This is a genomic window from Neobacillus drentensis NBRC 102427 (genome assembly GCF_001591445.1).
Taxonomy (GTDB): domain Bacteria; phylum Bacillota; class Bacilli; order Bacillales; family Cytobacillaceae; genus Neobacillus; species Neobacillus drentensis.
Genome location: NZ_BCUX01000013.1, coordinates 72,280 through 97,890, shown reverse-complemented (window position 1 = coordinate 97,890; position 25,611 = coordinate 72,280). Strand labels below are relative to the sequence as shown.

Below are 25,611 nucleotides of genomic sequence, written 5' to 3'. Positions count from 1 at the left end.
GAAATATCACCGCATTCTATAATAATCTCCCCATTTATTAAGCAAAATCCAAATCCTGTCCAGGAAATTATTCCAGCCTAGTCCCTATATTTTAGGGCTAATCCTTTTAAGAAATTCCTAGCGTATTTATCCCCGCATTCTTTATAATTCTTATGTCCCTTTTTTCGTAATAGTGCGCTTAGTTCTCCTTTAGTTATCTGGACACCTGCTTCATTTAATATTTCAATTATATCCTCACTAGTTAATGTTAGTGCGATTTTCAATTTTTTTAAAAGAATATTATTTACACTCTCATTTACAGGCTGTGCCGGTCTTTCAGATTCTCCCGGGTTTGAATCTTGTTTACCTCTTTTAAAAATAATAAAGCCGTTTAAAAAGGAATCTAGCATCTTATTATTACATTTTATGTGCGCTTCATCCTCACCTAACTCACTTCCATTATCATCTTCATCATAATTATCAGGTGATTTTGTGAGGATCTTTAATACATCTTCCTTTGTTACATCAATACCGCCCTGTTTAAATATCTGGACCATTTCCGTGTTTTTTATATCCAAAGCATATCTTAATCTAATTAATATATCGTTATTCTCCATCTAAAAACCTCCTACGAAATAATTTACTAAGTTAGACAGTCATTTTCCAACTTGATAATGCTAACCAGTTTTCCATTTGCTCATAACCGGGAACTAATTTTCCAACAAGTCGCCAAAATGATCGATCATGATTCAGATGAATCATATGGCACATTTCATGAACGACTACATAATCAATCACCTTTAATGGTGCCATCGCCAGCTTCCAATTGAATGTTAACTGCTGCCTGGAATCACAAGTTCCCCAGTTCTTGTTATTATCGGTAATACGAATAGACCTCGGTTTTATTTTAAAATTGCTTTGATAGGAACGAATACTTCTCTCGATTAATGTTTTACATTGCTGATAATAAAACCGTTTTAATGCTTGTTTTATTTTCTCATCTTCAAGTTGTTTCACATATATATTTAACTTATCCCCATCAAACACTACATAGTCTTGCTTGATATCTATTTCTTGAGAGATCTGAATGGGATATTCGTTTCCTAAATAAAGAAAACTCTGACCTAAATAATTATGTATCATTAAATCACCTACATTTATGACAATGGATAAAAAGCGTTAAACCTTCAATATTCAAGGTTTAACGCTTTTGAGTTGACGATATTATACCATACCTTTCGAGCGATAGATGATGATTTTGATTATACAGTTAATCGATACCTATTATTAAAATGTTAGTCCATGGCCAAGTTGATAGATATTACCATCGCTATCTTTATATGCATAGTTAAGTCCTTCAGGCATATATTTATCTTTGTCATAGCCCGGTACATCATTTCTCGACACGCAATCCCCATTTTCATCAACCGCAATGACTGCTTCACTCGCTGGTAATGTTAACGGTAAAACACCTACCGGACGGCTATTGCCTGCAATTACCTCATAATGTGCCTTGTAGTAAGTATCGTATCCTGCGATTAAGACATCTGCAAGAGGTTCAACATTACCAAGGATCCAAGGTAGAATGACATTCACACTCATGATTACTTTTCCACCACGAATATGGATACTGTCTGCTACTTCCTTTAAATGGTTCATACCAGTCAAAGTCGTTTCTTGATAGGTTGTACCATCCAAAGCGGATACCGTTTTATCTTCACAGATTTCAAGTTCTAACAGTCCTGGTGTCGCATTGAAATAAGCTCCAGATTTTGGACTTAAGAACAAGAAAGCTATGTCAGCTTCTTCATGGTTATCGGTCAAAGTAAATTGGCCAAGCTCTTGACATTCCTGTCTTGCTTTTTCTGTATAAGAAGTGGCCCGCTCCGGTTCCTTATGGAACACTTCTACATAAACCTTTTTACCCGCAAGCTTTTCACCTGTTAATGGTAAGGTTTGATTATGATTTTTAAGCACGGTTACTGATTTTTTATGCGCTTCATATGCCGCTTCCCAGTTAGCTGGGTTTTTCACTGCTTCAGCAGCCTTTTCGGGTGAAACATAGGTACGATCATCAAATAATCCTAAAGCAAACATTTCTGAAAGGAGACGTACATTTGCTTCATTAATACGCTTTTCACTAATCCAGCCATTTTCGATCGCTGTTTTAAGGTTTTCAATATCATTCGTGTCAGAAATAAGATCTGTCCCCGCATTAATCGCTTTAGCAAAACGTTCTGCCTCGCTTAAGGTTTCAACGCCCCAGCTCATTTTACTTGTGACACCACTGTCGCTATTTATATAGCCTTTGAACCCTAATTTTCCTCTAAGAATCGTATTTAAGAAATAATCATTAAAAGTAAAGCCAACCTCTTCGAAAGGAATGACTTCCCCTTCAAATTCTTGTTCCACACTTTTCCTAATACTAGGAATCGAATAATATGGCATCATGGAAGAAGTCCCATGTTCTACCGCTGCCCGAAATGGAGGCAGGTGATACTTTTCTAGGCTTCCCGGAGTTGGGTATAGGTTCCATTTCCCCTCTTCATAATGGGGATCAAACCCGTTTTCCCTTGGTCCACCGCCTGGAAAATGCTTGGTCGTCATCGAAATACTATGATTTCCGAGGGTTTGTCCTTGAAATCCATCAATGATACGGCCGATAGCATCAGAAATAAATTCCGGGTCTTCACCGAATGTACCATATATCCGTTGCCATCTTGGGTCCGTAACAGTATCCGCCATGTACATATATCCTTTTCTTAAACCAACAGCATCCCACTCATCATGAGCAATTTGGGCGAATTGGCTAATAAGAGAGGCATCTCCGCCATTTTTGACATCGCCCTTTGCCGCTGCAGCAAGTCCTAACGTTCCAGGCCAAGTGGAAAAAATCCCAGCTGCATCATTCATCCCAAAAATGAATTCTGTATTTTCGTTTCTTGAATTCGATGCGATTAAACACGGAATACCAAGACGTGACCCCTCACATACTTCATTCATGGTATTCACCCATTCTGCCATTTCAGACGGGCTCCAATTGTCTCTTAGAATAAAGTGGCGCAAATGCATGTTTTCAATCGTATGCGTTGTACCATATACTTTTGCCAAAGCAAAAATCGTTTCGCCCTTTTCGACAATCCCTTCATCTAACAAACCATCATGGCTTGTCTTACTCTTATCTTTTTGAGTAAGACCCATTTGACGAGTATTAATAAGCATCATACCGACCTTTTCATCGAAATTCATCAATGAGACAAGGTTCTCTGCACGTTCTCTCGGAGTCAATCGCCAGTCCTTATATGGTTCTAATTTGCCGCTGTTATTTAAATCTTTAAATTTCAATCCATCCACTTCAATGATGTTCTTGACTCTAACTTCTAAGTTCGGTTGTGTATGATTCTGTTCCAAAATAATGCCTCCTAAACTTTTTCGACCCAAGTATTAAAGATTGATTTTTGTGAATTATTTTAGTAATAGTTCTCTCTTTATTACTCATCATTTTATTGTAGCAATAGAAATTCAATTTTACACATATTATTTTTCGCTAGTTTTAAATATTTTTTACTTTTGTACTTGTTATATAATAGTTTTTACATGTCTTGATAGTAGATTGCAGAGTACTTCAGGATAAGCTGCGACACGCACTCCACCTGTGTGGACTGTAATTGACAACACAATGGATGTTGATGGGTTTATCAACATTCTCGAGGCATTTTTGGCTTAGAATATCAATTAATTGTTATGCTTATATCAGGTAATTCAAAGAAATCTTTAATTGCTAGGGTACAGGCACCCAATACACATGCATTAGTTCCGAGCTCTGATATTAATAACTCTTTATAATTACTAATGGAGGATTTCAAGTTAGCTTTAATTCTACTCTCTACATCAGGAAACAGTTGCAATAATGCACTATTAAACACTACTGTATCAGGATTTAATATATTTATTATATTATTTATACCAATAGAGATATGCTAACAAACTCTTCCATTTGAATCATAACAGCTGGGTCTCTTAACATAATTAGATTTTCAATATCTTTATAGGTCAATTTTGGTTTATTTAGTTTTTTAGATAATTGTTTAAAGAAGCTGACTTCAGAAGCATAAAGCTCCCAGCAACCTGAATTACCACAATTACATAATTCCCCATTAGGATCGATTATCATGTGGCCTATTTCACCTGCATATCCCTGATATCCTTTTACTAGGTTACCATTAATCAAGACCCCAAGACCTATTCCAGAATACATACTGATACTGATTAAGTTCTCACTTTGATGCCGGTTAAATACCTTTTCCGCAAATGCACATAAATTTGCATTATTTTCAATAATTACATTCATACCTAATTTTTTCTCTAGATCGCCCTTTAGATCCTTATTATACCATTGGTGCTGTGGAACAAAGCCGATGGTTTGTTCACTCTTCACAGTTCCATGAATTCCAATGACTACTCCAACAATTCCAAAACGACTAGTAGAATATTTTTCTTTATATTCTCTAATATGGTCGATTAATAGTTGAAGAACCTCGTCATAGTTCGATTTTTCTAACTTTAAAGTATCAGAATAAACTGGATTCCCCATAATATCAGATACAGTAAATATTATCTTCTGATAGTCTAAATCAACTCCTACCGCATAACCAGCACCCGCATTTAAAGAAAGCATGATTGGCTTTCTTCCAACATGGTTATACTCCTGTTGAGATTCAACAATTATCTCTTCCCCTAATAAATTTGCTACCTGTAAAGAAATAGTAGCCTTCGTTAACTTTGTTATATTAGATAAATCCGCCCTCGAAATCTTTCCATGTTCAATAATTTTACTTATAATCAAGCTTCTGTTTATTTTTTTAAGATAAGTGCCTACACCAATTTCCATGAAGTTCACCCTTCTGATGTGGAAATTCCTTATTATAATCTAAATAGAACTGCACAGTTGCCCACCCAAACCGTATTAATAACAAAGGAAAAACAGTTCGTATAATTAAAACGTTTAAAACCAGATAAACAAATAGGTTTATCTGGTTTTAATACTGGCGATATTTGTGTTTAGAACCAATCAGCATATCCCATTTTTCTTAAGTTTCCAGCAGAAATCTTTAAGCAGTCAAATGGGTCACGTCCGTATTGTTCGTCTTGTTCCACTAAGAAATATTGGGCACCTGCCTCAAGGCCGGCATCAATAATGGCAGGTATGTTAAGATTTCCTTCTCCTACCTCTGCAAATTGAATGGTGCTCATAAAGGCATCGTCAAAATTAGCCCAACTTTCAAAGTCAACATTACTTAAATCCAGTTTTCCGATGCGGTAATCCTTCAAGTGTAATAAGGAAATACGGTCTTTATACTTTTTCACAAACTCTACCGGGTTCTCACCTGCTCTTTGAATCCAGTGAACATCTAATTCAAATCCTAGTTTAGTCGTATTATCTTTAATTATATCCAATAGATAGACTCCATCGAATTTTTGAAATTCAAGATGGTGGGTGTGATAATATAATTCTATTTCCTGCTCTGCCAGGCGATTTGCCATTGCTTCTGCTCTTTCAATGAATCCCATAATTTTATCTCTATCGTCCATTAGATGGATAGGCATCATGCCGATTCTTAAATAATTACAATCTAATATTTTACAATCATTTACAATCTTATCAAAATCCGATGACAGTGTTTCTCCAGGGTCCCCAGGAACTATTGGTTCTAAGCCTGCAGATAGTGCAGCAATTTTAATATCAAAATCTATACTGGCCCTTTTTAACTCTGCAACATTTTTAGACCTCATTGGAATTTGTGATACCTCTACAGCACGGTAGCCTAATTCGGCTATTCTTCGAATTATTTCATATGCACCAAGATCAGCAACCTTGTCTTTTACAGTGTACATTTGAACGCCAATTTTTCCCTTATTCATCTTATTACAACTCCATTTTGATATCTTTAATTTGAAGGATTTCTGGATGCGTCAATTATTTGAATAACCGCCATAGTTTTCCCAAAAAAAACTTGTGGCCTGTAACAAGTGGCAAGCCCATTTTTATGCCAATAATATGAGTTTCTTTTTGAAAAATTATTGTAATACCAGCTGTTTATTTTCTTCTTCAATTTTCTTATTTAATTCAGCAAAATACAGGTCTTCATCAACTGGAAGTTCTACTTCTTTTCCTAACCAGCTTGATAGATGTATCGCATTTGCAAACCCTACCCCGTTAATTCCATCCGTTCCAGGGGCAATTAGTGGTGTTCCTTCAATAATATTCGCTGCAAAATTTTCTAAAACAGTTATATGCTGAGCTCCCCAAACGCTTTCGAATTCAAGTACTTCTTCACTGTAGATCTCACCCATGTCTCCAATTTCGAAAATCCTGCAGGCATCTGCCCAACTCATCGAAGCATTCATTTCATTTTCAGATTTTTTAAGGCGATTAATTGTAATTCTCTTGCTGTCATCGACAACAATTTTTCCTTTATCACCTAGAATCTCAAAACGGTCAGTGCCAATAAAATCATGAGTACAAGTAATAAAGACACCTGTTGCTCCATTACCATAATCAAGGATTGTAGTGACTTCATCTTCAACAGCAATATTTCTTTGGTATCCATATTTCACAGTGGAGTACACTTTCTTTGGCATACCGCAAATCCATTGAAGCAGGTCAATTTGATGTGGTGCCTGATTAACAAGAACACCGCCTCCTTCGCCGCCCCATGTCGCTCTCCATGCACTTTGATCATAGTATCCTTGTGGTCTCCACCAAGTTGTAATAATCCAGTTTGTACGGCGGATTTTGCCAATTTCACCATTATCAATGATTTCCTTTAATTTTATATACAGTGGATTTGTGCGTTGGTTGAACATAATAGCAAAAGTTAATTCAGGTTTTGTTGCCGCAAATTTGTTTAACTCTCGAACTTGTTTTGTATAAACGCCGGCTGGCTTTTCTAACAATATGTGAATGTTTCTTTTTAACGCATCTATCCCCATTTGAGGGTGAAGATAATGTGGAACAGTTGTGACGACTGCATCCACATTGCCGCTTTCAAGCATGTCGATATAGTTGTTGTAAAAAGGAACATCTGGATATTTTTCAGCACACATGGCTTTTGTCTCAGGATCAATATCACAAATAGCTCCGATTACCATGTTTTTAACTTTTCCTTCAGCAATAAAGCCAGCATAGGCATCGCCTTGTGCACCAATTCCAATAATGCCTAATCTTACTTTTTCCATTATGCATTCTCCTTGCTTTTGATAGTTGTTAGAATTTGTATTAATGCTTCATATTGAAGTTTGTAGTGAAAAATAGTGAAAAATAAAATCCCCTCAAACCAGCGATGATTTAAGAGGAAATTTACAAATTAATTTCCTTCACTTCTTCTCTTAGCTAAATCTATCGTAAGCTGCTCTGTACGTTTTTTATTTAATGGATAAAGGAACATGATTATTAATCCAACAACTAAAAAGCCGATGCCCAACCAAAGCGTATTAAGTGCAAATATTCCGTTAAGCGTTTCTGGTGATTGTGCACCAAGGGAAGCGTTATATCCTACTGCTGCAATTGCAAAACCGCCAATACCTCCGGCAATTGCCTGCCCTACTTTACGGAAAAATGAGTAGATAGAGTAAATCGTTCCATCTTCACGAGTGCCTGTTAGGAATTCTTGGTAATCGATACAATCTGTAACAAATGCCCAAATTGCTGTTGAAAGAAAGCACATCGCAAAGTAAGCAATGCTTGAAAGGATAATATAAGTGGTTAGTGACATATTCGGCATAAAATACATCAAAGCATAGATAGCCCCGCAAATTACCATGGATATACCTGATATTTCTTTTTTACCGATCTTTTTTGCTAATGGAGTAATCATTGGAATGACAGCCAATGCCGCAACCATTTGAAGAGTGTAGACTAAACTCAATGACTTTGCACTTCCAAAATAATCTTTAATCAAGTAAGTGGTTACGGCTCCTTGTAACATAGATACAACTAATAAAAGTAATGCTGATATTAAGAGAACTAATAATGGTTTATTTTTTATAAGGCCTCTCGCCGTTTTTCTAAAGTCCAGTTTTTCTTTTTTATCATTAGCAAGAATTCTTTCTGTTGATAATTTATAGCAGGCAATGTAGCTAGAAAGAGCAAGAATGGCAAAAATAATAGCTCCTATTAAAAAACGATTTTCATCTGCCTTATTATCGACAAACAAGATTAGCGGCGCTAATGAACCAACGACTAGATAAGATAAGTTTCCACCAAGGGATCTCCAAGTAGATAAGCTTGTACGTTCTACTGGATCATTGGTGATGACAGACGCCATCGCACCATAAGGAATATTTACTGTGCTGTAGAGAGTTCCCCACATAATATAAGTAGCAAACGCCCAGACCAAGTGAAAACCATCTGACATACCAGGGATTTTCACAAACATTAAAATACCCGATAATACAAGTGGAAAAGACATTCTTAGAATCCAAGGTTTAAATTGGCCATATTTCCCAGGCTTTCTTGAATCAATGAAGCGGCCCCAAGTAACATCGGCAACCGCATCCCACAACCTTGCAACTAAGAAAAGAACTCCCACTGCAGCTGCGCCGATATGAAGAACATCCGTATAATAAACCATTAAGTACATAGAAGTTAATCCAAAAAAGAAATCATTCCCGAAATCGCCAAACATATATCCAATTTTGTCTCTTAAGCCGAATTTCCTGACTGTAACAGGAGAACCATATTGTTCTTCCTTTACTTCTGCAAGCTGACCCATTGTTCCAACCCCCAATTATTAAAATAATTACTAGTAACCTAAAGTACTTAAATGAAGATCACTCAATATTCCCCGGAAAAATATTTTTGTAATATTCATATTAAGGATAGGTTAATATTACTTTCTTGTTAGCGGTTTCACATCTAATATTGTTGTTTTTTCTACAAAATCGAACAAAAATATGGTAGCGCTTTATTAGATTTAATAATTTACATAGCCGTGGTATTATATAAAAAATGGGGATAGAGAAGGTTACAGTATGAACATAAATGAACTTACAGAAAAATGTCGGATAATTAAAAATGCTTTTAAAATTGATGTACAGTTTATTGATAAAGACTTGAAACTAATTTTACATATTTCTAAAGATGATGAGCCGTTAGTGATTACAGAAACACGGAAGAGTATGTATCCCGTTTTCCAAGAAGCACTATTAGGAGCAAAAAAAAATAGTTTCTGTTTCTATACAGATTCCTTTCACCTATCCTACATCACAATTGGGATTAAAGAAGAGGAACACTATCAAGGAATGACCATTGTAGGTCCATTTCTAACTGAAAAAGTTAATGAACATTTTCTATGGATTGTTTTGAAGAAGAATAATTTAGAGCAAAGCTGGATCAAACCTTTAGAAAATTACTACAAATCCATTACCAATGTTGGGTCAACATCCATGGCGTTAGCTGATGTTTTTGTGAATATATTAGCAAATCCTCATCTAGAGTCCCATTTTATAACAATTGATAGTAATCATGTAAACAAAAATCATGAAGTGCTTCCGTTACAAGACGGTGAACAAAGAGAAAAGAATATTAACTTTATATATGAACTTGAAAAGAAATATTTGCACTTCATTGAAACAGGTGATACAGAAAAAGCACTGGCAATGATAGTTGACTTTTCAGGTGATCTTGATTATAGAGTACCTGGAAATCCATTGAGAGCAAGAAAGAATGTTACTTTTGGCTCCAATTCCATTTATAGAATCACAGCCGGAAGGGGAGGTGTGCCACCACAATACTTACATGAAATTTCAGAGAAATTTGCCATCAAAATTGAACAGGCTGTAACCATTTCCGAACTAGAAATGTTGGAAATAGCCATGCTTAAAGAATATGGTAATGCAGTCAAAAATTTTGCTATAAAAGGTCACAGTTCGGCTGTAAAGAAAGCAATCATGTATATAAACCTCCACTTTCATGAAAACATTAATTTACAGTCTGTAGCAGAGGAAATAGGTTTTAATCGTACCTATTTGGCTAAAAGATTTAAAGAAGAGATGAACATTACCGTGATCGGTTATATTCAGAAAAAGCGAATCGATGAGGCAGCCTTTCTCATTGAACAAGGGATGTCGTCGATTACTAATATCAGCGAACAAGTAGGATTTAGTAGCTATAATTATTTCTGTAAAGTTTTTAAGGATGTAAAGGGAATTACACCTACAGAGTATAAAAGGACAAGAGAGTAGACAGCTTAAACCAGTGCCTGATGGAATAAAAAACCACACCTTTTAGTAAAGAGGTGTGGTTAAACTGTTTAGATTGTTATAGCTTTACTTGCTTCGGTAAGAATTATAATACTTCTGTTTCTTCCAACGCTACGTTCCTTATTGTTTGCTCCTTATGAAGAATACTAAAAACAATAATATCAACCAGCATTATAGATGCTGTAAGAATAAATGTCACTGTAAAGCCAAATTTCGTTGAAATAACCCCTAAAACAATAGAGCCCACTGCGATACCTATATCCATTGCAGCAAAAATGGTAGCGTTAGCTGCTCCTCTCCTTTCCGGGGCAACTGACTCCATTGCTAAAATACTAACTATTGCAAAACCAGAGCCACTCCCGAACCCATAGAGTAGAGCTGCAGTAATCATAAGAGGCAAAGAGTATGCAAATGCTAAGAATAGAAATGTTATGAGCTGCATAATTATTCCAGCAATAAACACTTTGCGTACCCCATATGTATGAACGAGTTTTCCGGTTATAAAAGAAACGATAACCGCTGAAGCAGCATAGAATGTAAAAAATAAGCCGATATTATCAACTCCGCGTGATTTTCCGTAAATAGGGATAAATGTCAATATGGCAGACAAACCAAAGGCTAAAAAGAGTTGATATATTGACGGTTTCAAGGCTGTTTTTTCAAACAAGGTTTTTATGTTTATTTTTTTCTTTGTTTTTATTCGTTCTCCAGCAAAATTTTGTTCCTTTTTTTCATAATTGATTAGAAAAGTAAGGACAATACTTAATAGAACCAAAACAAAGGCTACATTAAATGTTATAGAATAGCTGAATGCATTGATAAGGTAAAGTGACGCTAATGGTCCAACAGCTATTGTAAGATTTGTAGCAACCCCAAACATACTTATCCCTTCTGCCAGTCTCGAAGCAGGCGTTACATCCGCTACAACCGTAGGTGCTGAGGTTGTAATCGCACTAGCGGAAAGGCCATGAAGAATCGCCAAAACTAAAATCGATGTTATGGAGACCACAAGTCCATAAAAAAGTGACGCTAAAGCTAAAGCAATTGTCCCTATTAGAATAATAAGCTTCCTAGTTTTCGCATCCATCAGGTTTCCCATAATCGGTCGAAGAACCAGTGCAGTCGTGCTAATTACAAATATAAAAGCACCTGCAGTAGACGCGTTACCTCCAATTTCAAGGGCATAGAGGGGAATCGTAGTGATCAAAATATAGTCAGCAAAGAAGAAGATAAAAGTAATAAGATTGATAGCGATATATTGGCTGTTCAATAACTTATCATTTCTGTTATTTTTCATTTTTTTGTTCCTCTCTTAATCCAATAACCATTGTATTTGTCCCTTTAAATATTTATTTATATTTATGATATTCTCATTTCCAAGACCATCACAATTTAATCTAAATATATAGTAGTCTTATTAGGACGGTTTCACATCCAATATTGTTGGATTTTATGCAATAATTAAGAACAAGTGAAGAATTCAATTTTATTTAAAATAAATAGCGATGCCTGGCATCTCGCGAAGTTTGATATCTTTTGTCAAATAATAATTAATTTCTTTATGTTTCCTTTTAAAAAAGAAAGGCTAAGTCCCCAACATTTCCAAATCTTTTTCTAAGTATCTGAATGTCTTTAAGATAAAAGACCGCAAAAAAATAGAAAGGCAGATGATTCTACCTTTCTCTAGCGGTTATGTAACACCTATTTTGCATTTGCATCGGGTTGATGAATTCCGATAATATTGCCTTCGGTATCAATATAATATCCCTGCCAAGCCATACCAGGCAAAGCATATTTGGCCATTGCGACCTTGCCGCCATTCTCAATAATTTTGGCTTCCGTGACATCGTAATTTTCCACACCCATTGTACAAGCAAATCCGTTTAAAGGTTGGTTTGGTTCCGGCGGAGCACTTTGGCGTTGCATTAAAGCACCATTGATCCCTAGCTCATTCTCATCGCCAGTCACCGCACCAAAGTATGGCATACCCGCATATTCACTCCAATCTTGAAAAGACCAACCGAAAACCTCTCCATAAAACTTCTTTGCCCGTTCCATGTCACTCACATGTATTTCGAAATGCACTAATCTTCCCATAATATCCTCCTATCAAGAATTAACATATCTTAAAGACATAATGTAATTGCTTATAATTGTCTATTCATTATTATAACAAGAATGGAATAATATTCAATTTTTATTAAAATATAGTTTTTTTGAATGAAATACTTGTCAATTGACTATTTGAATACCAGAAAAATGGACTACTCTGAAACTATCCCCTTCAAAATGCTCTGAAATCGGAGAGAAAAACATTCTATCGGCGAATTATTAGGTTCTATCAGCCAATTCCTGTGTTCTATCAGCGAATCCCTGTGTTCTATCAGCGAATTTTCATGTTCTATCAGCGAATCGAAATGAAGCCCTCAATTCAAACATAAATATTTGTCGTTTCTAGTACGTTTTAGCTGCTTGAAATTTACCTTCACCCTTCACATAACTATTAAAGAATTCCAGTACAATCTCTTCCTTGTTTCTTGGTAATGAAATAGCTGCTAAAAAATCATTCTAATTTAATTATTTTGTTCAAGGCATTGATAAACCGCCATCATATCTCGTTTATTTAACTCACGAATACGAATATAAATTGGAATATCCGCGACAGCTTCTGTATACAAGCTTTCAGCAACAACATCCCTAACTTTGCCCGTTAACCATGTTGCTACTGGTATACCTTCAACCATTTCCTTACGGCCTTCATCATTGATGCCACTTGCCTGACAACTCACACAGGGTATTGCTAATTTAAACACGCCATCATGGAGATTCTCTTCTGTAATGACTTTCTTCCCTTTACAGAATCGACATGGATAACTTTTATTAATTTTATTAATTTGAGTGACTATTTTTTTGAAACCAAATGCTTCATAAACATACGTTAGTTTTTTGTATTTTCCATTCGTGAAGTACTTATCAATGATGGTATCTCTTGTTTCATAAATATTAGGAAAATCACAGATGCTAATCTGATTATGGGTACTGATGGATTCGAGATTGTCTTTAATACTGCCCCAGAATGGTAAGACATTTTGTAATACCATTTCATAACCTGTAAAGCTGGCGAGTTCCAATTCAAACATTTTCAATCCGACTTGGGTTTCCCTAGGCATTAGTGAGACATCTTCTGTCAAAGTCATATCGCCGCCAACAATAGATTTTAGCTTTATGAGTACAGGTAAGTCTCCAACTATTTGTAACACTTGATCAAGTGGCTGATTGATTACCTCACGAATATCTTTGCCACCAAATGTAAGCTGTTTATGATGATTAAGTACCGTTCCATGACAAATCGGACAGGTAATTTTTTCTTTTGATGCTTTCATTTTCTCTTTAATCACTGATTTTGAAATGACCATATACCCACCAACGATGGTATTAAAGCCTACCCAGGTCCTCTGTGTCTTGCCTGCTTTATCATAGAATGTCTTTTCAAAATATCCGTACCAAAAAACATGCTTTTCTTCTTCTGACATCTCATTGTAGCTTTTTGTCAGATCAAACCCGAGCTCATTCTTAATTTCCTCAAATAGAAACTCTATTTTTGGATATTGATAATATTTTAATACTTCCATCACCTCAGGATAAAATAGTCCATTCCAGAATGGAACGGCTTTCTCTTGAATGACAAGATCTTTATCAAAGATATCAATTTTAAGGCGTCCTGAGCATGATGGACAATGATTGTCCTGTGAATAGAAATCGAAGCTCCTCGTATCTTTATTGGTCGGATGCGCCGCCACAATATGGTTGATCACCCCGCCCATTTCATAGAGAAAACTATATTGACTATACAAATGTCTTTCAAAATCTATAGCAATGACAGGCGCAATAGTGTCAGATTCGTATTCGCCGTAAATTAAACGGGCCATTGATGATAAGCTTTTTAAGATACCGCCCTTATAGATATTTTCTGCATCTTTAAAATAGTCGATATGATTTTCTTTTAAATAAGTAATGCCATTTTGCGCTTTGAGTGTCGAAGAAATCTGTGAAGGAAGTGCAATATCCTCCTTACTTTTAAGCTCGTAATATTCGTTATGACTGACAACATCAAGATGCGTTACAGCTTCAATCTTTCTTTTACCAAAATCGACGATAAAATCTGAGCTTTCAAGCATATAGGCATTATGTTCAATCATCATGATAGAAACTGATTCATCTTTTAGTATTCCTCTGACACTATCAATGAATTGATTTAGAATATTTTGTGATAAACCTTTTGAAGGTTCGTCAAAAATGAAAAGTGTATGTGGGTTTCTTGAGTTCGCAAACAGCTCCGAAACTAAATGAACACATTGAAATTCACCAGTTGATAAGGTTTGCGTTTTTCGTTCTAATGTCAAATAACCTAGTCCCAGTTTGATCAGTAAACTCAAACGTTTATGGGCGATGTCTTGATTTGGAAGTTCATCAATAATATCTTCAATCGAACGCTCGAAAAGATCATCAATATCTTCACTATATTTTGTAATTTTCTTTTTAATATCAAGAAATGTCGCAACCGTTGAACGACTAGTAATCGACTGGTTCCGATCTTGCCCGACCATTACTAGTTTATCTTTGGGATAACGTCTCTGAAAATCTTTGGCAATACATTCATTGACTAGCGTAGATTTACCACATCCAGACTCACCGGTAACGGTTACAAGTCTATTTTGGGGTATCTGAATTTCAGCCATTTGAATATTACGGAAGTAAAGATCTTGAAAATGATAGTATTCTGCTGGCACTGCCTGATTTCTTTCCCAAATGATTGGTTTGGGGCGTGGTGATTCTTCCACAATTTTTCCGCCATATTTCCCACTACCGGGGCCAAAGAATACTTTCTCATCCGTTGTATCTAGCACGGTGTCAGAATGATCAATGAACCAAATTTGGTTCTTATAGCCTAATTGTTTAATCTGTTCTAAAATTTTCAATAGTGTTTGGTGATCCAGACCAACTGATATTTCATCAATAATAATCACAGTATTTTCACTGGTTGCCATAAATTCAGCCAAGTAAAGACGTGTTAATTCCCCTCCTGACAATGTACCCATGATTCGATTTATTGTTAAGTAGCCAATATTCATATTGATGATATTTTTGAGAATATGCTGTTTCGCTTCACTTATATGTAAAACTTCTGCTAGTGATAAAATTGATTCCATACTTAAGTTGTTGATATCGGAAATACTATGTAGTTGATCAAGTAATTCAATTTTATATTGTTCAACCTCTTGATTATAGCGCTTCCCCTTACACTTTTTACATTCGACATTTTTAGTAGTACCGCGTCCTTTACAATCCGGACACCAGCCCAACGGATTATTAAATGAAAAAACTTCCGGAGATAGATTATATTTTTCAGCAAGAGTCACACGAATCTCTGTAAATACGCCAGTATGTGTGCCAATTGTTGAACGTGAATTGGAGGAAATGGATGATCTCCCCAGAAAAAGCACCAGTGGCATTTCTTCCATCTTGATCGCACTAAAATTGGTTTCCATTATGTTAGGAAATAAATACTGATATTCGGCCTTTGGCAATAAGGAAACAAGACGCTTCTTGGATTCTTCTCCAATGGTTTGGCAAAAAGTTGTTTTACCAGATCCGGACAAACCAGCAATTCCTAACGATTGATCAGCCGGAAGTGCTGCATCTAATTTGTTAATATTATTCGCAATTAATTGATTTATTTTCATAGCACTCTCCTCCCCATTCTCTAAATCTAGTATTGCCATGATAGCACAACTTAAAAAGTACCACTAATATAATTAATTAGCGGTACTTAAAAATTCACTTTATAACCTTTGAAAGATCCATCTTGGCATATACAACTCTTTTCTCACCAAAATTTAGACCCTTAGCGAGCCACGGAAACCCCTGGCAGCATAGTAGGATTCTGCTCCATTATGGTACACAAAGACAGTGTCGTAGCGACGATCACAAAAGATGGCCCCACCAAGTTTTCTAATATTATCAGGTGTTTTCACCCAGCTCGATGTTTTAGTATCGAAATTTCCAAGTCTCTGCATCTCTCTGTATTGTTCTTCCGTTAAAATCTCTATACCCATGTCAGCAGCCATATCTATAGCACTGTTTTTTGGTTTGTGTTCTTTCCTTGAATCCAGCGCTTCCCGGTCGTAACAAACACTCCTGCGGCCTTTAGGACTTTCCACTGAGCAATCGTAAAAAATGTATTCGCCCGCCTGTTTATCATGATCGATAACATCCGGTTCACCGCCTGTTCTTTCCATTTCAAAAAGTGACCACAGTTTTTCAGTATTAGTTTCTAGCTTTGTTTGAACATTAGCCCATTCAAGTTCTTTATGACGATTCATGTTTTTCTCAAAACGGGCTTTCAATGTCCTAAGTATTTCTTCATGTTGTTCTGGTGACAACATCCTTTTTTCATTGTTCATACTAATTCTCCTCTCCATCCTCTAATCTATTATTACCATATTAGCAAAATTTCAAATGAATTTGATGTGTTTTGTTTATTATTTGTTCTAAAAAAGCAAGGACAAATAGAAAAGGAGGCGAAATCCGATTGGATCCGCCCCAAGTCTTTCTTATCGCAAAAGAAAATGTATTCAAGATTATTATTATGAAAAACAATAGCTCAGTCCAATACTGAGCCATTTGCTTTTTTCTATATGTAGCTTAATACTAAAAAAACAGGTTCAGAGGTTTGAAACTGCTATTTTGGAAAATATTCTAGCAATCCATTTTGATATTTGTGTTTTCCAAAAATTTTTCTAACCTATTTAACCCTTCTACTAAATTTTCCATTGAGTTAGCATAAGAAATTCGAATATATCCCTCACCATAGCTTGAGAAGGCACTGCCAGGTATGCACGCTGCTTTTGCCTGTTCAATTAATTTTTCATTAAATTCCTCAGAACTCATCCCTGTCTTTTTGATCGAAGGAAATAAGTAGAAGGCTCCATCCGGCCAACTTACATCAAGACCCATTGATTTGACTCGGTCAAATACATAATCTCTTCGTTTTTGATATTCTTCCTTCATCAGCTCTACTTCTATTAAGTCTGCCGATAATGCTTCTAAGGCAGCATATTGGCTGGTGGAGGTTGCACAAACGGTATTGTACACATGGATTTTCAGCATTTCTTCTATTAGATAGTTCGGTGCCAGTGCATACCCAATCCTCCAACCTGTCATCGCATGGGATTTCGAAAGGCCATTAATCACAATGCTCTTTTCTTTCATCTCTGGAAAAGAGGCAATCGAATGATGTCTCGTTCCATAGGTTAATTCACTGTAAATTTCATCGGAGATAATAAAAATTTCCTTGTCTCTTAAAAGATCAGCAATCTCCTGCAACTCTTCTTTTTCTAAAATACTTCCGCAAGGATTAGATGGATAAGGTAGAAGGACACAACGGGTCTTATCCGTGAGTTTTGCTTTTATCATCTCTGCGTTAAGCTTAAAGCTAGTTTCCCTTGTATCGATAAAAACAGGTATGGCACCGCATAATCTTATCAGTGGTTCGTACGCCGGATAAATCGGTGCGGGCAAAATCACTTCACTGCCTTCATCCAGAATGGTACGAAACGCAATGTCAAGAGCTTCACTTGCACCTATTGTAACAAGAATTTCATTCTCCGGCTCATATTTCAACCCATAGCGGCGGTCCACAAAGCTTGCAATCGCTTTTCTCAGGTCAGGTAATCCCGAGTTGGTTGTATAACCGGTCCGTTTTTCCTCCAGTGATCTAATTCCTGCGTTAATTACATTTTCAGGAGTCGGAAAATCGGGCTGGCCAACCGTTAAATTAACGATACTTGGATCGTTCAATACTTTATTAAAGACTTTTCGAATACCGGATAATTCTATTTGTCTGACATTCTTGTTGACTAGATGAAGCATCTGCAACCATCTCCCTAGTTTTATTTATTTTTAAATTATAGATTATGGTGAATTATTGATTTTCCCCCTAGGGCGCTATTAAAGACAGTCTAGTTTATCCCCTCAATTTGCATTCCAGCGGCGCAAGAGAGTTTCCGCTCCTAACATTTTTATGTCTCGGAGGTTTTGCTCATCTAATTCCTTTGCCTCTTTCCCAACCTTTAAATACAATGCAATTTCATCCTGCGGCACGACTAAAAGCCCGTCATTGCTGCCGACAATCACGTCTCCAGGCTGGATGACACAGCCGGAAATAGAAACGGGAACATTGATATCGCCGCCGAGGCCGTAGAACTTCGTCGTCATAGGCGACACTGCATGCGAATACACTTTAAACCCTAAATCTCTTATGGCAATGGTGTCCGTAATGGCTCCATTGACAATCGCGGCTACTGCCCCTTTTTCCATCGCAATTCTGGTTATCACTTCACCCCAACATGCATAACGTTCCTCTTCGTTTGCATCAATCACGACTATGTCGCCGGGCCGGATATAATCCAGTGCCTTACAGGTTAATGCCGTATCGTTGGGCGGGGTTCGTACCGTTACCGCCGTGCCTGCAAAAGGCGTTTCAATCTGAAATAACGGCTTCATTTTGCTTGCGGTAATGAATTGAAAATTAAGATTATGGCCATAATCACTTGGAGTAATCTCCCCCAATTGTCTTACCAATTCAGGGTCCGGTCTTTTAATTGAAGTATTTATAGTAATCATTTTCATATTTCCCCTTCCAATTTTTATAAAACTAAACGCCCTGCGATTCCTTCAACCCATCTAATATCCTTCGGTAGCCAGACGCCATGATCATCCGGTCTGTGCTAAAATGAATAAACCGGGCTCCGCGATTTTTCCAAGAATCCGCGATTTCGTAAGGAGTTAGCGCACCTTCCCCTTCCGGCACCTCGGAAAAAACGGCGAGATCGACGCCCTTCTTAACCGCAAGGTCACTTACACGGTATAATGCTTTTACGACTTCCGGATGTGTCGTGTCTCCTTCGTACCCCATGGCCATCGATAAATCGTAAGGGCCGGGCATAATGCCGGTGATGCCGGAATCGAGAATATCTTCAATATTTTCGAGTGCCTCTTCACTTTCGATAATTACCCAGATTAAGAGGTTGTTGTCGCTCCACTCGCGGTACTCCTTATTGTTTTTATAACCATCCATCGCCCTGAGGCTGGGGCTGTATCCCCGTTTGCCGGCAGGTCCGTATTTCGCTGCCTGCACAATCCTTCTTGCTTCTTCCCCTGTCCGGACGTTCGCTATCAGTACCCCGGCTGCGCCGGCATCCAAGATTTTCGTAATGCCGGAATGCTCACTAGATGGAAGCCGGACGACGGCAGCAGTCCCGCCAGCCGCAGCGGCACGGATCATTTCAACTGAACCTTCAAAAGCAAAGGTGCTGTGCTCTGCATCAAGCAGGATAAAATCGAACCCGGCGTGGCCGGCAAATTCGGCTACGTCAGGACTGTTAAAGGAAATAAAGGTTCCAACCGCGAATCCCCTTGTTTGTAATGCTTGATCGATTCTCTTCGTATGGCTCATACTCTAACTTCCTTTCCAACTTTAATACAAGCGACACTATGCCCCTCTTCGGTTTCAACAAGCGGCGGCTCCGCTTCGCTGCATTCCTTGGTTGCCATTGGACAGCGGTTAAAAAAGGCACAGCCCTTTGGCCGATTCATCACACTTGGGATTTCCCCTTCCAGCATCACATGTTCCCGGTTTTCTTCAACAAATGGGTCTGGTATTGGTACTGCCGCAAGCAATCCTTTTGTATAAGGATGAAGCGGGTTCTCATACAGTGACTTCCAATCTGCCACCTCTATAATCTTGCCTAGATACATCACCACGACCCGGTCGCTGATATGGCGGACAACGGAAAGGTCGTGAGCGACAAATAGATAGGTAAGACCGAGCTTTTTCTGTAAATCTTCTAATAGATTAATAATTTGCGCTTGAATCGACACATCCAATGCGGAAATGGCCTCGTCGCAAACAATAAACGAAGGGTTGCTCGCCAATGCGCGGGCAATTCCGATCCGCTGTCTTTGCCCGCCGCTGAATTCGTGGGGAACTCTGTTTTTCCATTCAGGATTTAGACCCACAAGTTCGAATAATTCATTGACGCGTTTCTCATATTCAGCTTTTGTTTTCGTTAATTTATGAATGATCAATGGTTCGCCGACAATGCTTCCCGCCGTTTGCCTAGGATCGAGTGAACTAAACGGATCCTGGAACACAAGGGAGATGTTTCGGCGGATGGGACGCAGTTTATGCTTTGGCATTTTGGCAATGTTTTGTCCGTCAAAAATCACATCACCTGCAGTCGGTTCGTACATCCGTAAAATACTGCGAATAATCGTTGTTTTCCCGCAGCCGCTTTCCCCAACCAACCCAAGGGTTTCCCCTTTTTTAATCGAAAAGCTGACATCGTCCACGGCCTTGACATCCGCCACTTTGCGCTTCAGAATCCCCTTTGTGACTGGAAAATACATTTTTAAGTTTTTAACCTCTAAAAGGTTTTCATTATCCGATTGATTGTCATTGAACGCATCTGCAGAAGAATCCTCCGAAGTGGCCCTAGCAGCGGCCACTTCCTTAATCGCCTCCGTCGTTATATCTTCATGGCAAGCCGAATAATGGCTGCCACTTACAGTCTCAAGCTTTGGCGCAGGCTTGAATGAACAGGCCGCCGTCCGATGCGGACATCTTGGCAAAAAAGCACAAATGTCCTGTTTGTTAATCAGGGATGGGGGAATCCCATCAATTGGAATCAGCTGCCGTCCTTTTGGGTCATCTAATCTAGGGATGGCATTCAATAAGGAAATCGTGTAAGGATGCTTTGGACTTGAAAAAATTTCCTTCGTAGTCCCCGATTCGACGATTTCACCGGCATACATGACATAAATACGGTCTGCATAGCGGGCCACAATCCCTAAATTATGGGTCACTAATACAATAGAAGTTTTTGTTTCCTTTACAATATCTTTTAGCATCTCCAAGATTTGCGCCTGTGTGGTAACATCAAGCGCTGTCGTCGCTTCATCCGCAATTAGAATCTTCGGTTTGCAGGCCATCGCCATTGCAATGCACACCCTTTGCCGCATGCCGCCGCTGAATTGGTGTGGGTAATAGTCAATCCTTTCTTCTGCATCTGGTATCCCGACACTTTTCAGCAATTCAATCGCATGTTTGCGGGCATCCTTCTTATTCATCTTTAAATGGAGGATAATTGTCTCGATAATTTGATAACCAATCGTTAATACGGGGTTCAGTGACGTCATCGGTTCCTGGAACACCACCCCGATTTCCCCGCCGCGTACCTGCCGCAGTTCTTCCCCGCTTATCTGAAGCAAGTTTTTCCCATTAAACAGGACTTCCCCGCCGGCAATTTTCCCTGGGGGCGTTGGGATTAGCTGGATGCCGGAATATTGCGTAACGGATTTCCCGCTGCCGCTCTCGCCGACGACCGCGACGATTTCTCCCTCATCCACGTAATAGGAAACGCCATCAACTGCTTTTACGACATTGCGGTCAACTGTAAATTGTGTTTGTAAATTTTTAACCTCGAGCAAATGGCTCATTTATGTACACCTCCCATTGTTTCTTACAAGCTACCTTTCAAACGCGGATCAAGGGCATCCCTTAATGCATCTCCGACAATATTAAAGGCCACCACTACCAGTACGACTGCCATACCAGGGGCAAAAGAAAGGATTGGATTGGATAATAAATATTTATATCCGTCATTAATCATCGAACCCCAAGCAGCTTTTGGCGGAACAATTCCAAGTCCTAAAAAGCTGAGTCCAGCTTCAGCCAAAATAGCCACACCAAAGTTTAGGGTGATCAAGACAATGAGCGGTGAAAGACAGTTTGGAAGTACATGCTTGATCATATTTCTAATGTTCGTCGAGCCCATGAGCTCTTGTGCCACAATATAATCTGATTCCCTGATTGCTAGTACCTGGCCCCGCATTAATCGTGCGTAAGTCGGTACAAGCGAAAGGCCTAACGTAATGATGACGTTCTTTAAACCGCCGCCAAAGGCTGCGACGAAAACCACCGCCAATATAATAGGAGGAATCGCCATGAGGGCATCCATTGCTCTCATAATAACGGCATCAATCAACCCGCCAGCATAGCCGGAAAATAATCCAAGGATGATCCCAATCACACTTGCAATGGCGACGGATACCATACCGACTAGCAGCGCTGCCTGGCTGCCGTATATAATCCGGCTTAGGACATCCCTTCCAATCAAGTCCGTTCCTAATGGATGGGCGAGAGATGGGTCTGCAAGGATTTGCGTATAGTCTTGTTTATATGGATCGAACGGGGCAATTAACGGGGCAAATATAGCACAAATAATCATAATGAAGATAATGGCCAAACTCGCAACAACCGTTTTTCGGGCAAGAAATACACGAAGAAACCGCTTTTTATTACTTGTCTTTTTTACCTTTTGTTCAACCACTTTTTCTGAAGCGATGATTTCTGTTGTCATCTTTGTCCCTCCTTATTTAATCCGTATCCGTGGGTCTGCAAAGCCATATGAAATATCAATCAATAGATTGGTAAAGGCAACGATAATGGCAATGACGAGTACGCAGCCCTGAACGACAACAAAGTCTTGATTGAAGATACTTTGAACGACTAGCCGTCCCATACCCGGAATATTGAAGACCTGCTCAACAAATATGGTACTGCCCACGATGTTTCGCACCTGCAGCCCCACTAAGGTGATAACAGGAATAATGGCATTTTTCAATGTATGCTTGATAATAATGGTTCCTTCTTTTAGTCCTTTGGAACGGGCCGTTCTGGTGAAATCCTGCATGATCACTTCGAGCATGGCCGACCTAGTCTGGCGGGCAAAGGAAGCGAGCGCCGCAAAGGCAAGGCAGATAACAGGCATAATGACCTGCTGTGTACTTAACCAGAAATCTTTAAATGGGGAGGTATATCCCTGCACCGGAAACCATCCCAGTTTGAGGCTGAAGAAATAAACACATAAAACAGCGAGCCAGAAAGCAGGTACTGCCATTCCAAAGTTTGAGACGACGGAAATGAGGGAATCAATTTTTCCTCCCCTTCTAATGGCGGCAATAATACCGGCCGGTACCCCGATAACGATGGCTAATACCATCGAAAGAATACTGATATATAGGGTTTTTGGTAAGTGTTCGCCAATAATTCCCGTTACGTCTTCTTTAATGGCAATCGACTTGCCCAGATCTCCTTGGACGGCATGTTCAACCCAGGTGATATATTGTACTGGCAGCGGGCGGTTTAGCCCTAATTCGTCGCGAATTTGCTCTACTTGTTCCGGTGAGGCTTCAGGTCCTAACAAAGTCCGTGCGGGATCGCCCGGCAGAACCTGCAGAATGGAAAATACGATGAGGGTAACCATAAACAAAACAATGACGGTCTGCAATAGCCTGCGGATAATAAACGCAATCATGACAGCTCTCCTTTTCTGTTAGATAAGAGGGGAAGATGAAGCATCATCCCCCCAAAGTTTTTCGTTATTTTGAAAGCCATGTCTTTTCTGGAGAATACACATTGCCATATGTTTCATTAAATCCGCTGTCTTGAATGTTCGGATACATGACAATTGGCATCGTCGTAACCGCTAATGGGAAGAACATATGGTTTTCCTCGAAGACAGCCTTCTGTAAATCAAGGTTTGCCTGCTGCTTTGTTTCCGGATCGGTTGCAGCTTTACCTTTTTTAATGAGCTCTTCGACTTTTTCCGGATGGTCAATGTTTACGTATAATTTAGCTTTTTTGCTTAAGTAACGTTCCATGTATAGCGGCAGGTCTGGGGAGGTAATAACGTCAAAGTACATCAGCCCGTCCCACTTGGTGCCAATCAGGTCATACATTCTAGCCGTATCAACAGGCACAACTTCCGCATCAATTCCAACTTCCTTTAAATAGCTCTGATAAACAGGCGGCAGTGATTCATGCTCAAGGCCTGGCCAGGAGAGAAGCTTCGTTTTGAAGCCCTTCGGATATCCTGCTTCAGCTAGCAATTTCTTCGCTTTTTCAGGGTTAAATTCATATTTCTTTGCATCCTTATTGTAAGAAGAACCTGTCATTGGTCCCCACTGGTCTGTTACTTCATAGCCGCCTTTTAGGACCTTTTCGACGATTGTTTTTGCATCAATCGCATAGGCTAACGCTTCTCTGACTTTCACATTTGCCCACGGAGAATCCGGATTTCCGCTATTCGGGATAAGCCCGTTTTCTCTGTTGCCAAGACCTGTTGTAAGTGTGACGACTTTGTACTGATCGTTCTTTTCTAATTCTAGGACCCTATCAACCGGTAAATAGAATGATGCATCCACTTCTCTTTGCTGGAAGGCAGCGGAGGCCGTCATTGCATCTGGAATGATTTTGTATTCTACCCCATCAAGATATGGAAGGCCCTCTTGCCAGTAGTTTTTATTTTTCTTATATTTAATCGAAACTCCGCGCTCCCAACTGTCAAACGCGAATGCACCGGTGCCCACTGGATGGGTAGTTGCCCAGTCTTTTCCGTTCTTTTCATACGCAGTCGGCGAAATCATTTGAATCCAGAAACAGAGCGCGTTGTTCAAGCTGCTGTTCCAATCGGCTAGATTTATCTTGACTGTGCTTTCATCAACTACATCAATCGACTTAATCCCGTCTACTTCGCCGCGTTTGGCTTGCTGGAATAACTCAATATTCCATTTCACAGCTTCTGCATTGAAGTCAGTGCCATCGTGGAATTTAATGCCTTTTTTCAAAAAGTAAGTGATAGTTTTTGCTTGTGGATCCATTTCCCACTTTTCGGCCAGTAATGGCTGCATTTCACCCTTCTCATCAAATTTTCCAAGTGTTTCAAGAACTGGTGTCATCATGTGTACGAAACCGCTTCCAACTTGTTCAGGCGGCAGCCCTAAATTGGCGGGTTCAATAGGTGAGGAAATTTTTAATACCCCGCCATACTGTGGATTTCCTGGATTTTCCTGCTTCTGCGAGGAGGATGCAGAATCTGTGGTAGTGGATTTTGATCCCGAACAGCCGGAAAGGATAACAGCAATGATTAAACCAATCATGACATTAAGATATAAAAACTTTAATTTACTTTTGACCATAAAAAAACCCTCCTTTAAATCTCTTAATCTTTTTTAGAAAAACAATAATTTTTTCCCTGTTTACCTCCTTTCTGATTGATAAAACCAAAGATATACTTTATCATTTTAGATACCCTAGTATCTAATTGATGTTTTTAATCTTACTATAGATTTTTGAATTTTTCAATAATTTAAAAAAATAAAAAGTGCAATTGAATTTTTTTCTAATTTTGATAGATTTGATTCTGTGCTATGATTTACGTATGGATTACACAATATGGAAAAAAT

At 38.7% G+C, this 25,611-nt stretch carries 18 protein-coding genes and 1 pseudogene; 1 reads left to right on the top strand and 18 read right to left on the bottom strand.

The window, feature by feature from the left end; genetic code table 11:
* Positions 1-77: 77 nt before the first annotated feature.
* The 7 genes and pseudogenes from BDR01S_RS08335 to BDR01S_RS08305 form a co-directional block, all read right to left on the bottom strand.
* Entirely contained in the window at positions 78-596 is a 519-nt protein-coding gene (locus tag BDR01S_RS08335) for a YehS family protein (RefSeq protein ID WP_066251454.1), read from the bottom strand.
* Positions 597-627: 31 nt separating this feature from the next.
* A pseudogene (locus tag BDR01S_RS08330) lies at positions 628-1,104 on the bottom strand (M48 family metallopeptidase); the annotation flags it as partial.
* A gap of 162 nt (positions 1,105-1,266) precedes the next feature.
* On the bottom strand, positions 1,267-3,390 hold the full coding sequence (locus BDR01S_RS08325) for a glycoside hydrolase family 3 protein (RefSeq protein WP_066363118.1): 2,124 nt from the start codon (positions 3,388-3,390) through the stop codon (positions 1,267-1,269).
* A gap of 550 nt (positions 3,391-3,940) precedes the next feature.
* Positions 3,941-4,870 carry an ROK family protein gene (locus tag BDR01S_RS08320; RefSeq protein ID WP_335582569.1) on the bottom strand — a complete coding sequence of 310 codons (930 nt, stop codon included), beginning with the start codon at positions 4,868-4,870 and terminating at the stop codon, positions 3,941-3,943.
* 170 nt (positions 4,871-5,040) lie between these two features.
* Entirely contained in the window at positions 5,041-5,901 is an 861-nt protein-coding gene (locus BDR01S_RS08315; RefSeq protein WP_066251448.1) for a sugar phosphate isomerase/epimerase family protein, read from the bottom strand.
* Positions 5,902-6,057: 156 nt separating this feature from the next.
* Positions 6,058-7,218 carry a Gfo/Idh/MocA family protein gene (locus tag BDR01S_RS08310; RefSeq protein WP_157406126.1) on the bottom strand — a complete coding sequence of 387 codons (1,161 nt, stop codon included), beginning with the start codon at positions 7,216-7,218 and terminating at the stop codon, positions 6,058-6,060.
* Positions 7,219-7,346: 128 nt separating this feature from the next.
* Positions 7,347-8,753, bottom strand: a complete 1,407-nt coding sequence (locus tag BDR01S_RS08305; protein ID WP_066251444.1) for an MFS transporter — start codon at positions 8,751-8,753, stop codon at positions 7,347-7,349.
* A gap of 259 nt (positions 8,754-9,012) precedes the next feature.
* Here BDR01S_RS08305 and BDR01S_RS08300 point away from each other — a divergent pair, with 259 nt between their 5' ends.
* Positions 9,013-10,224, top strand: a complete 1,212-nt coding sequence (locus BDR01S_RS08300) for an AraC family transcriptional regulator (protein ID WP_066251442.1) — start codon at positions 9,013-9,015, stop codon at positions 10,222-10,224.
* Positions 10,225-10,327: 103 nt separating this feature from the next.
* Here the strand turns inward: BDR01S_RS08300 and BDR01S_RS08295 are convergent, their stop codons facing one another.
* The 11 genes from BDR01S_RS08295 to BDR01S_RS08245 all read right to left on the bottom strand — a co-directional run bounded on the left by BDR01S_RS08295 (position 10,328) and on the right by BDR01S_RS08245 (position 25,344).
* Positions 10,328-11,539, bottom strand: a complete 1,212-nt coding sequence (locus BDR01S_RS08295; protein ID WP_066251436.1) for an MFS transporter — start codon at positions 11,537-11,539, stop codon at positions 10,328-10,330.
* Between the two features lie 404 nt (positions 11,540-11,943).
* The gene (locus BDR01S_RS08290; protein WP_066251434.1) at positions 11,944-12,339 is read right to left on the bottom strand and encodes a VOC family protein; all 396 of its coding nucleotides are present in this window, start codon (positions 12,337-12,339) and stop codon (positions 11,944-11,946) included.
* 476 nt (positions 12,340-12,815) lie between these two features.
* Entirely contained in the window at positions 12,816-15,986 is a 3,171-nt protein-coding gene (locus BDR01S_RS08285; protein ID WP_066251432.1) for an ATP-binding cassette domain-containing protein, read from the bottom strand.
* Positions 15,987-16,139: 153 nt separating this feature from the next.
* Positions 16,140-16,706 (bottom strand): DUF4256 domain-containing protein, encoded by a 567-nt coding sequence (locus BDR01S_RS08280; RefSeq protein ID WP_066251429.1) that lies wholly within the window; start codon positions 16,704-16,706, stop codon positions 16,140-16,142.
* A 295-nt stretch (positions 16,707-17,001) separates the two neighbouring features.
* A complete protein-coding gene (locus BDR01S_RS08275; RefSeq protein ID WP_066251426.1) occupies positions 17,002-18,174 on the bottom strand; it encodes an aminotransferase A in 1,173 nt (390 codons plus the stop codon).
* 102 nt (positions 18,175-18,276) lie between these two features.
* Positions 18,277-18,927 (bottom strand): RraA family protein, encoded by a 651-nt coding sequence (locus BDR01S_RS08270; protein WP_066251424.1) that lies wholly within the window; start codon positions 18,925-18,927, stop codon positions 18,277-18,279.
* Positions 18,928-18,958: 31 nt separating this feature from the next.
* The gene (locus BDR01S_RS08265) at positions 18,959-19,759 is read right to left on the bottom strand and encodes an HpcH/HpaI aldolase family protein (RefSeq protein WP_066251421.1); all 801 of its coding nucleotides are present in this window, start codon (positions 19,757-19,759) and stop codon (positions 18,959-18,961) included.
* On the bottom strand, positions 19,756-21,801 hold the full coding sequence (locus BDR01S_RS26580) for an ABC transporter ATP-binding protein (protein ID WP_066251419.1): 2,046 nt from the start codon (positions 21,799-21,801) through the stop codon (positions 19,756-19,758). The genes BDR01S_RS08265 and BDR01S_RS26580 overlap by 4 nt, the downstream gene beginning before the upstream one ends.
* 23 nt (positions 21,802-21,824) lie before the next feature.
* Positions 21,825-22,724: an ABC transporter permease gene (locus BDR01S_RS08255; RefSeq protein WP_082797352.1), complete on the bottom strand. Its 900-nt coding sequence runs from the start codon at positions 22,722-22,724 to the stop codon at positions 21,825-21,827.
* A gap of 12 nt (positions 22,725-22,736) precedes the next feature.
* A complete protein-coding gene (locus tag BDR01S_RS08250) occupies positions 22,737-23,681 on the bottom strand; it encodes an ABC transporter permease (protein WP_066251418.1) in 945 nt (314 codons plus the stop codon).
* A 64-nt stretch (positions 23,682-23,745) separates the two neighbouring features.
* Positions 23,746-25,344, bottom strand: a complete 1,599-nt coding sequence (locus BDR01S_RS08245; protein WP_066251415.1) for an ABC transporter substrate-binding protein — start codon at positions 25,342-25,344, stop codon at positions 23,746-23,748.
* Positions 25,345-25,611 lie beyond the last annotated feature (267 nt).

Bases quoted from the DNA above. Each gene is read 5' to 3' on its own strand.
- BDR01S_RS08335 (WP_066251454.1), bottom strand. From the start codon at position 596: ATGGAGAATAACGATATATTAATTAGATTAAGATATGCTTTGGATATA.
- BDR01S_RS08320 (WP_335582569.1), bottom strand. From the start codon at position 4,870: ATGGAAATTGGTGTAGGCACTTATCTTAAAAAAATAAACAGAAGCTTG.
- BDR01S_RS08315 (WP_066251448.1), bottom strand. From the start codon at position 5,901: ATGAATAAGGGAAAAATTGGCGTTCAAATGTACACTGTAAAAGACAAG.
- BDR01S_RS08310 (WP_157406126.1), bottom strand. From the start codon at position 7,218: ATGGAAAAAGTAAGATTAGGCATTATTGGAATTGGTGCACAAGGCGAT.
- BDR01S_RS08305 (WP_066251444.1), bottom strand. From the start codon at position 8,753: ATGGGTCAGCTTGCAGAAGTAAAGGAAGAACAATATGGTTCTCCTGTT.
- BDR01S_RS08300 (WP_066251442.1), top strand. From the start codon at position 9,013: ATGAACATAAATGAACTTACAGAAAAATGTCGGATAATTAAAAATGCT.
- BDR01S_RS08295 (WP_066251436.1), bottom strand. From the start codon at position 11,539: ATGAAAAATAACAGAAATGATAAGTTATTGAACAGCCAATATATCGCT.
- BDR01S_RS08290 (WP_066251434.1), bottom strand. From the start codon at position 12,339: ATGGGAAGATTAGTGCATTTCGAAATACATGTGAGTGACATGGAACGG.
- BDR01S_RS08285 (WP_066251432.1), bottom strand. From the start codon at position 15,986: ATGAAAATAAATCAATTAATTGCGAATAATATTAACAAATTAGATGCA.
- BDR01S_RS08280 (WP_066251429.1), bottom strand. From the start codon at position 16,706: ATGAACAATGAAAAAAGGATGTTGTCACCAGAACAACATGAAGAAATA.
- BDR01S_RS08275 (WP_066251426.1), bottom strand. From the start codon at position 18,174: ATGCTTCATCTAGTCAACAAGAATGTCAGACAAATAGAATTATCCGGT.
- BDR01S_RS08270 (WP_066251424.1), bottom strand. From the start codon at position 18,927: ATGATTACTATAAATACTTCAATTAAAAGACCGGACCCTGAATTGGTA.
- BDR01S_RS08265 (WP_066251421.1), bottom strand. From the start codon at position 19,759: ATGAGCCATACGAAGAGAATCGATCAAGCATTACAAACAAGGGGATTC.
- BDR01S_RS26580 (WP_066251419.1), bottom strand. From the start codon at position 21,801: ATGAGCCATTTGCTCGAGGTTAAAAATTTACAAACACAATTTACAGTT.
- BDR01S_RS08255 (WP_082797352.1), bottom strand. From the start codon at position 22,724: ATGACAACAGAAATCATCGCTTCAGAAAAAGTGGTTGAACAAAAGGTA.
- BDR01S_RS08250 (WP_066251418.1), bottom strand. From the start codon at position 23,681: ATGATTGCGTTTATTATCCGCAGGCTATTGCAGACCGTCATTGTTTTG.
- BDR01S_RS08245 (WP_066251415.1), bottom strand. From the start codon at position 25,344: ATGGTCAAAAGTAAATTAAAGTTTTTATATCTTAATGTCATGATTGGT.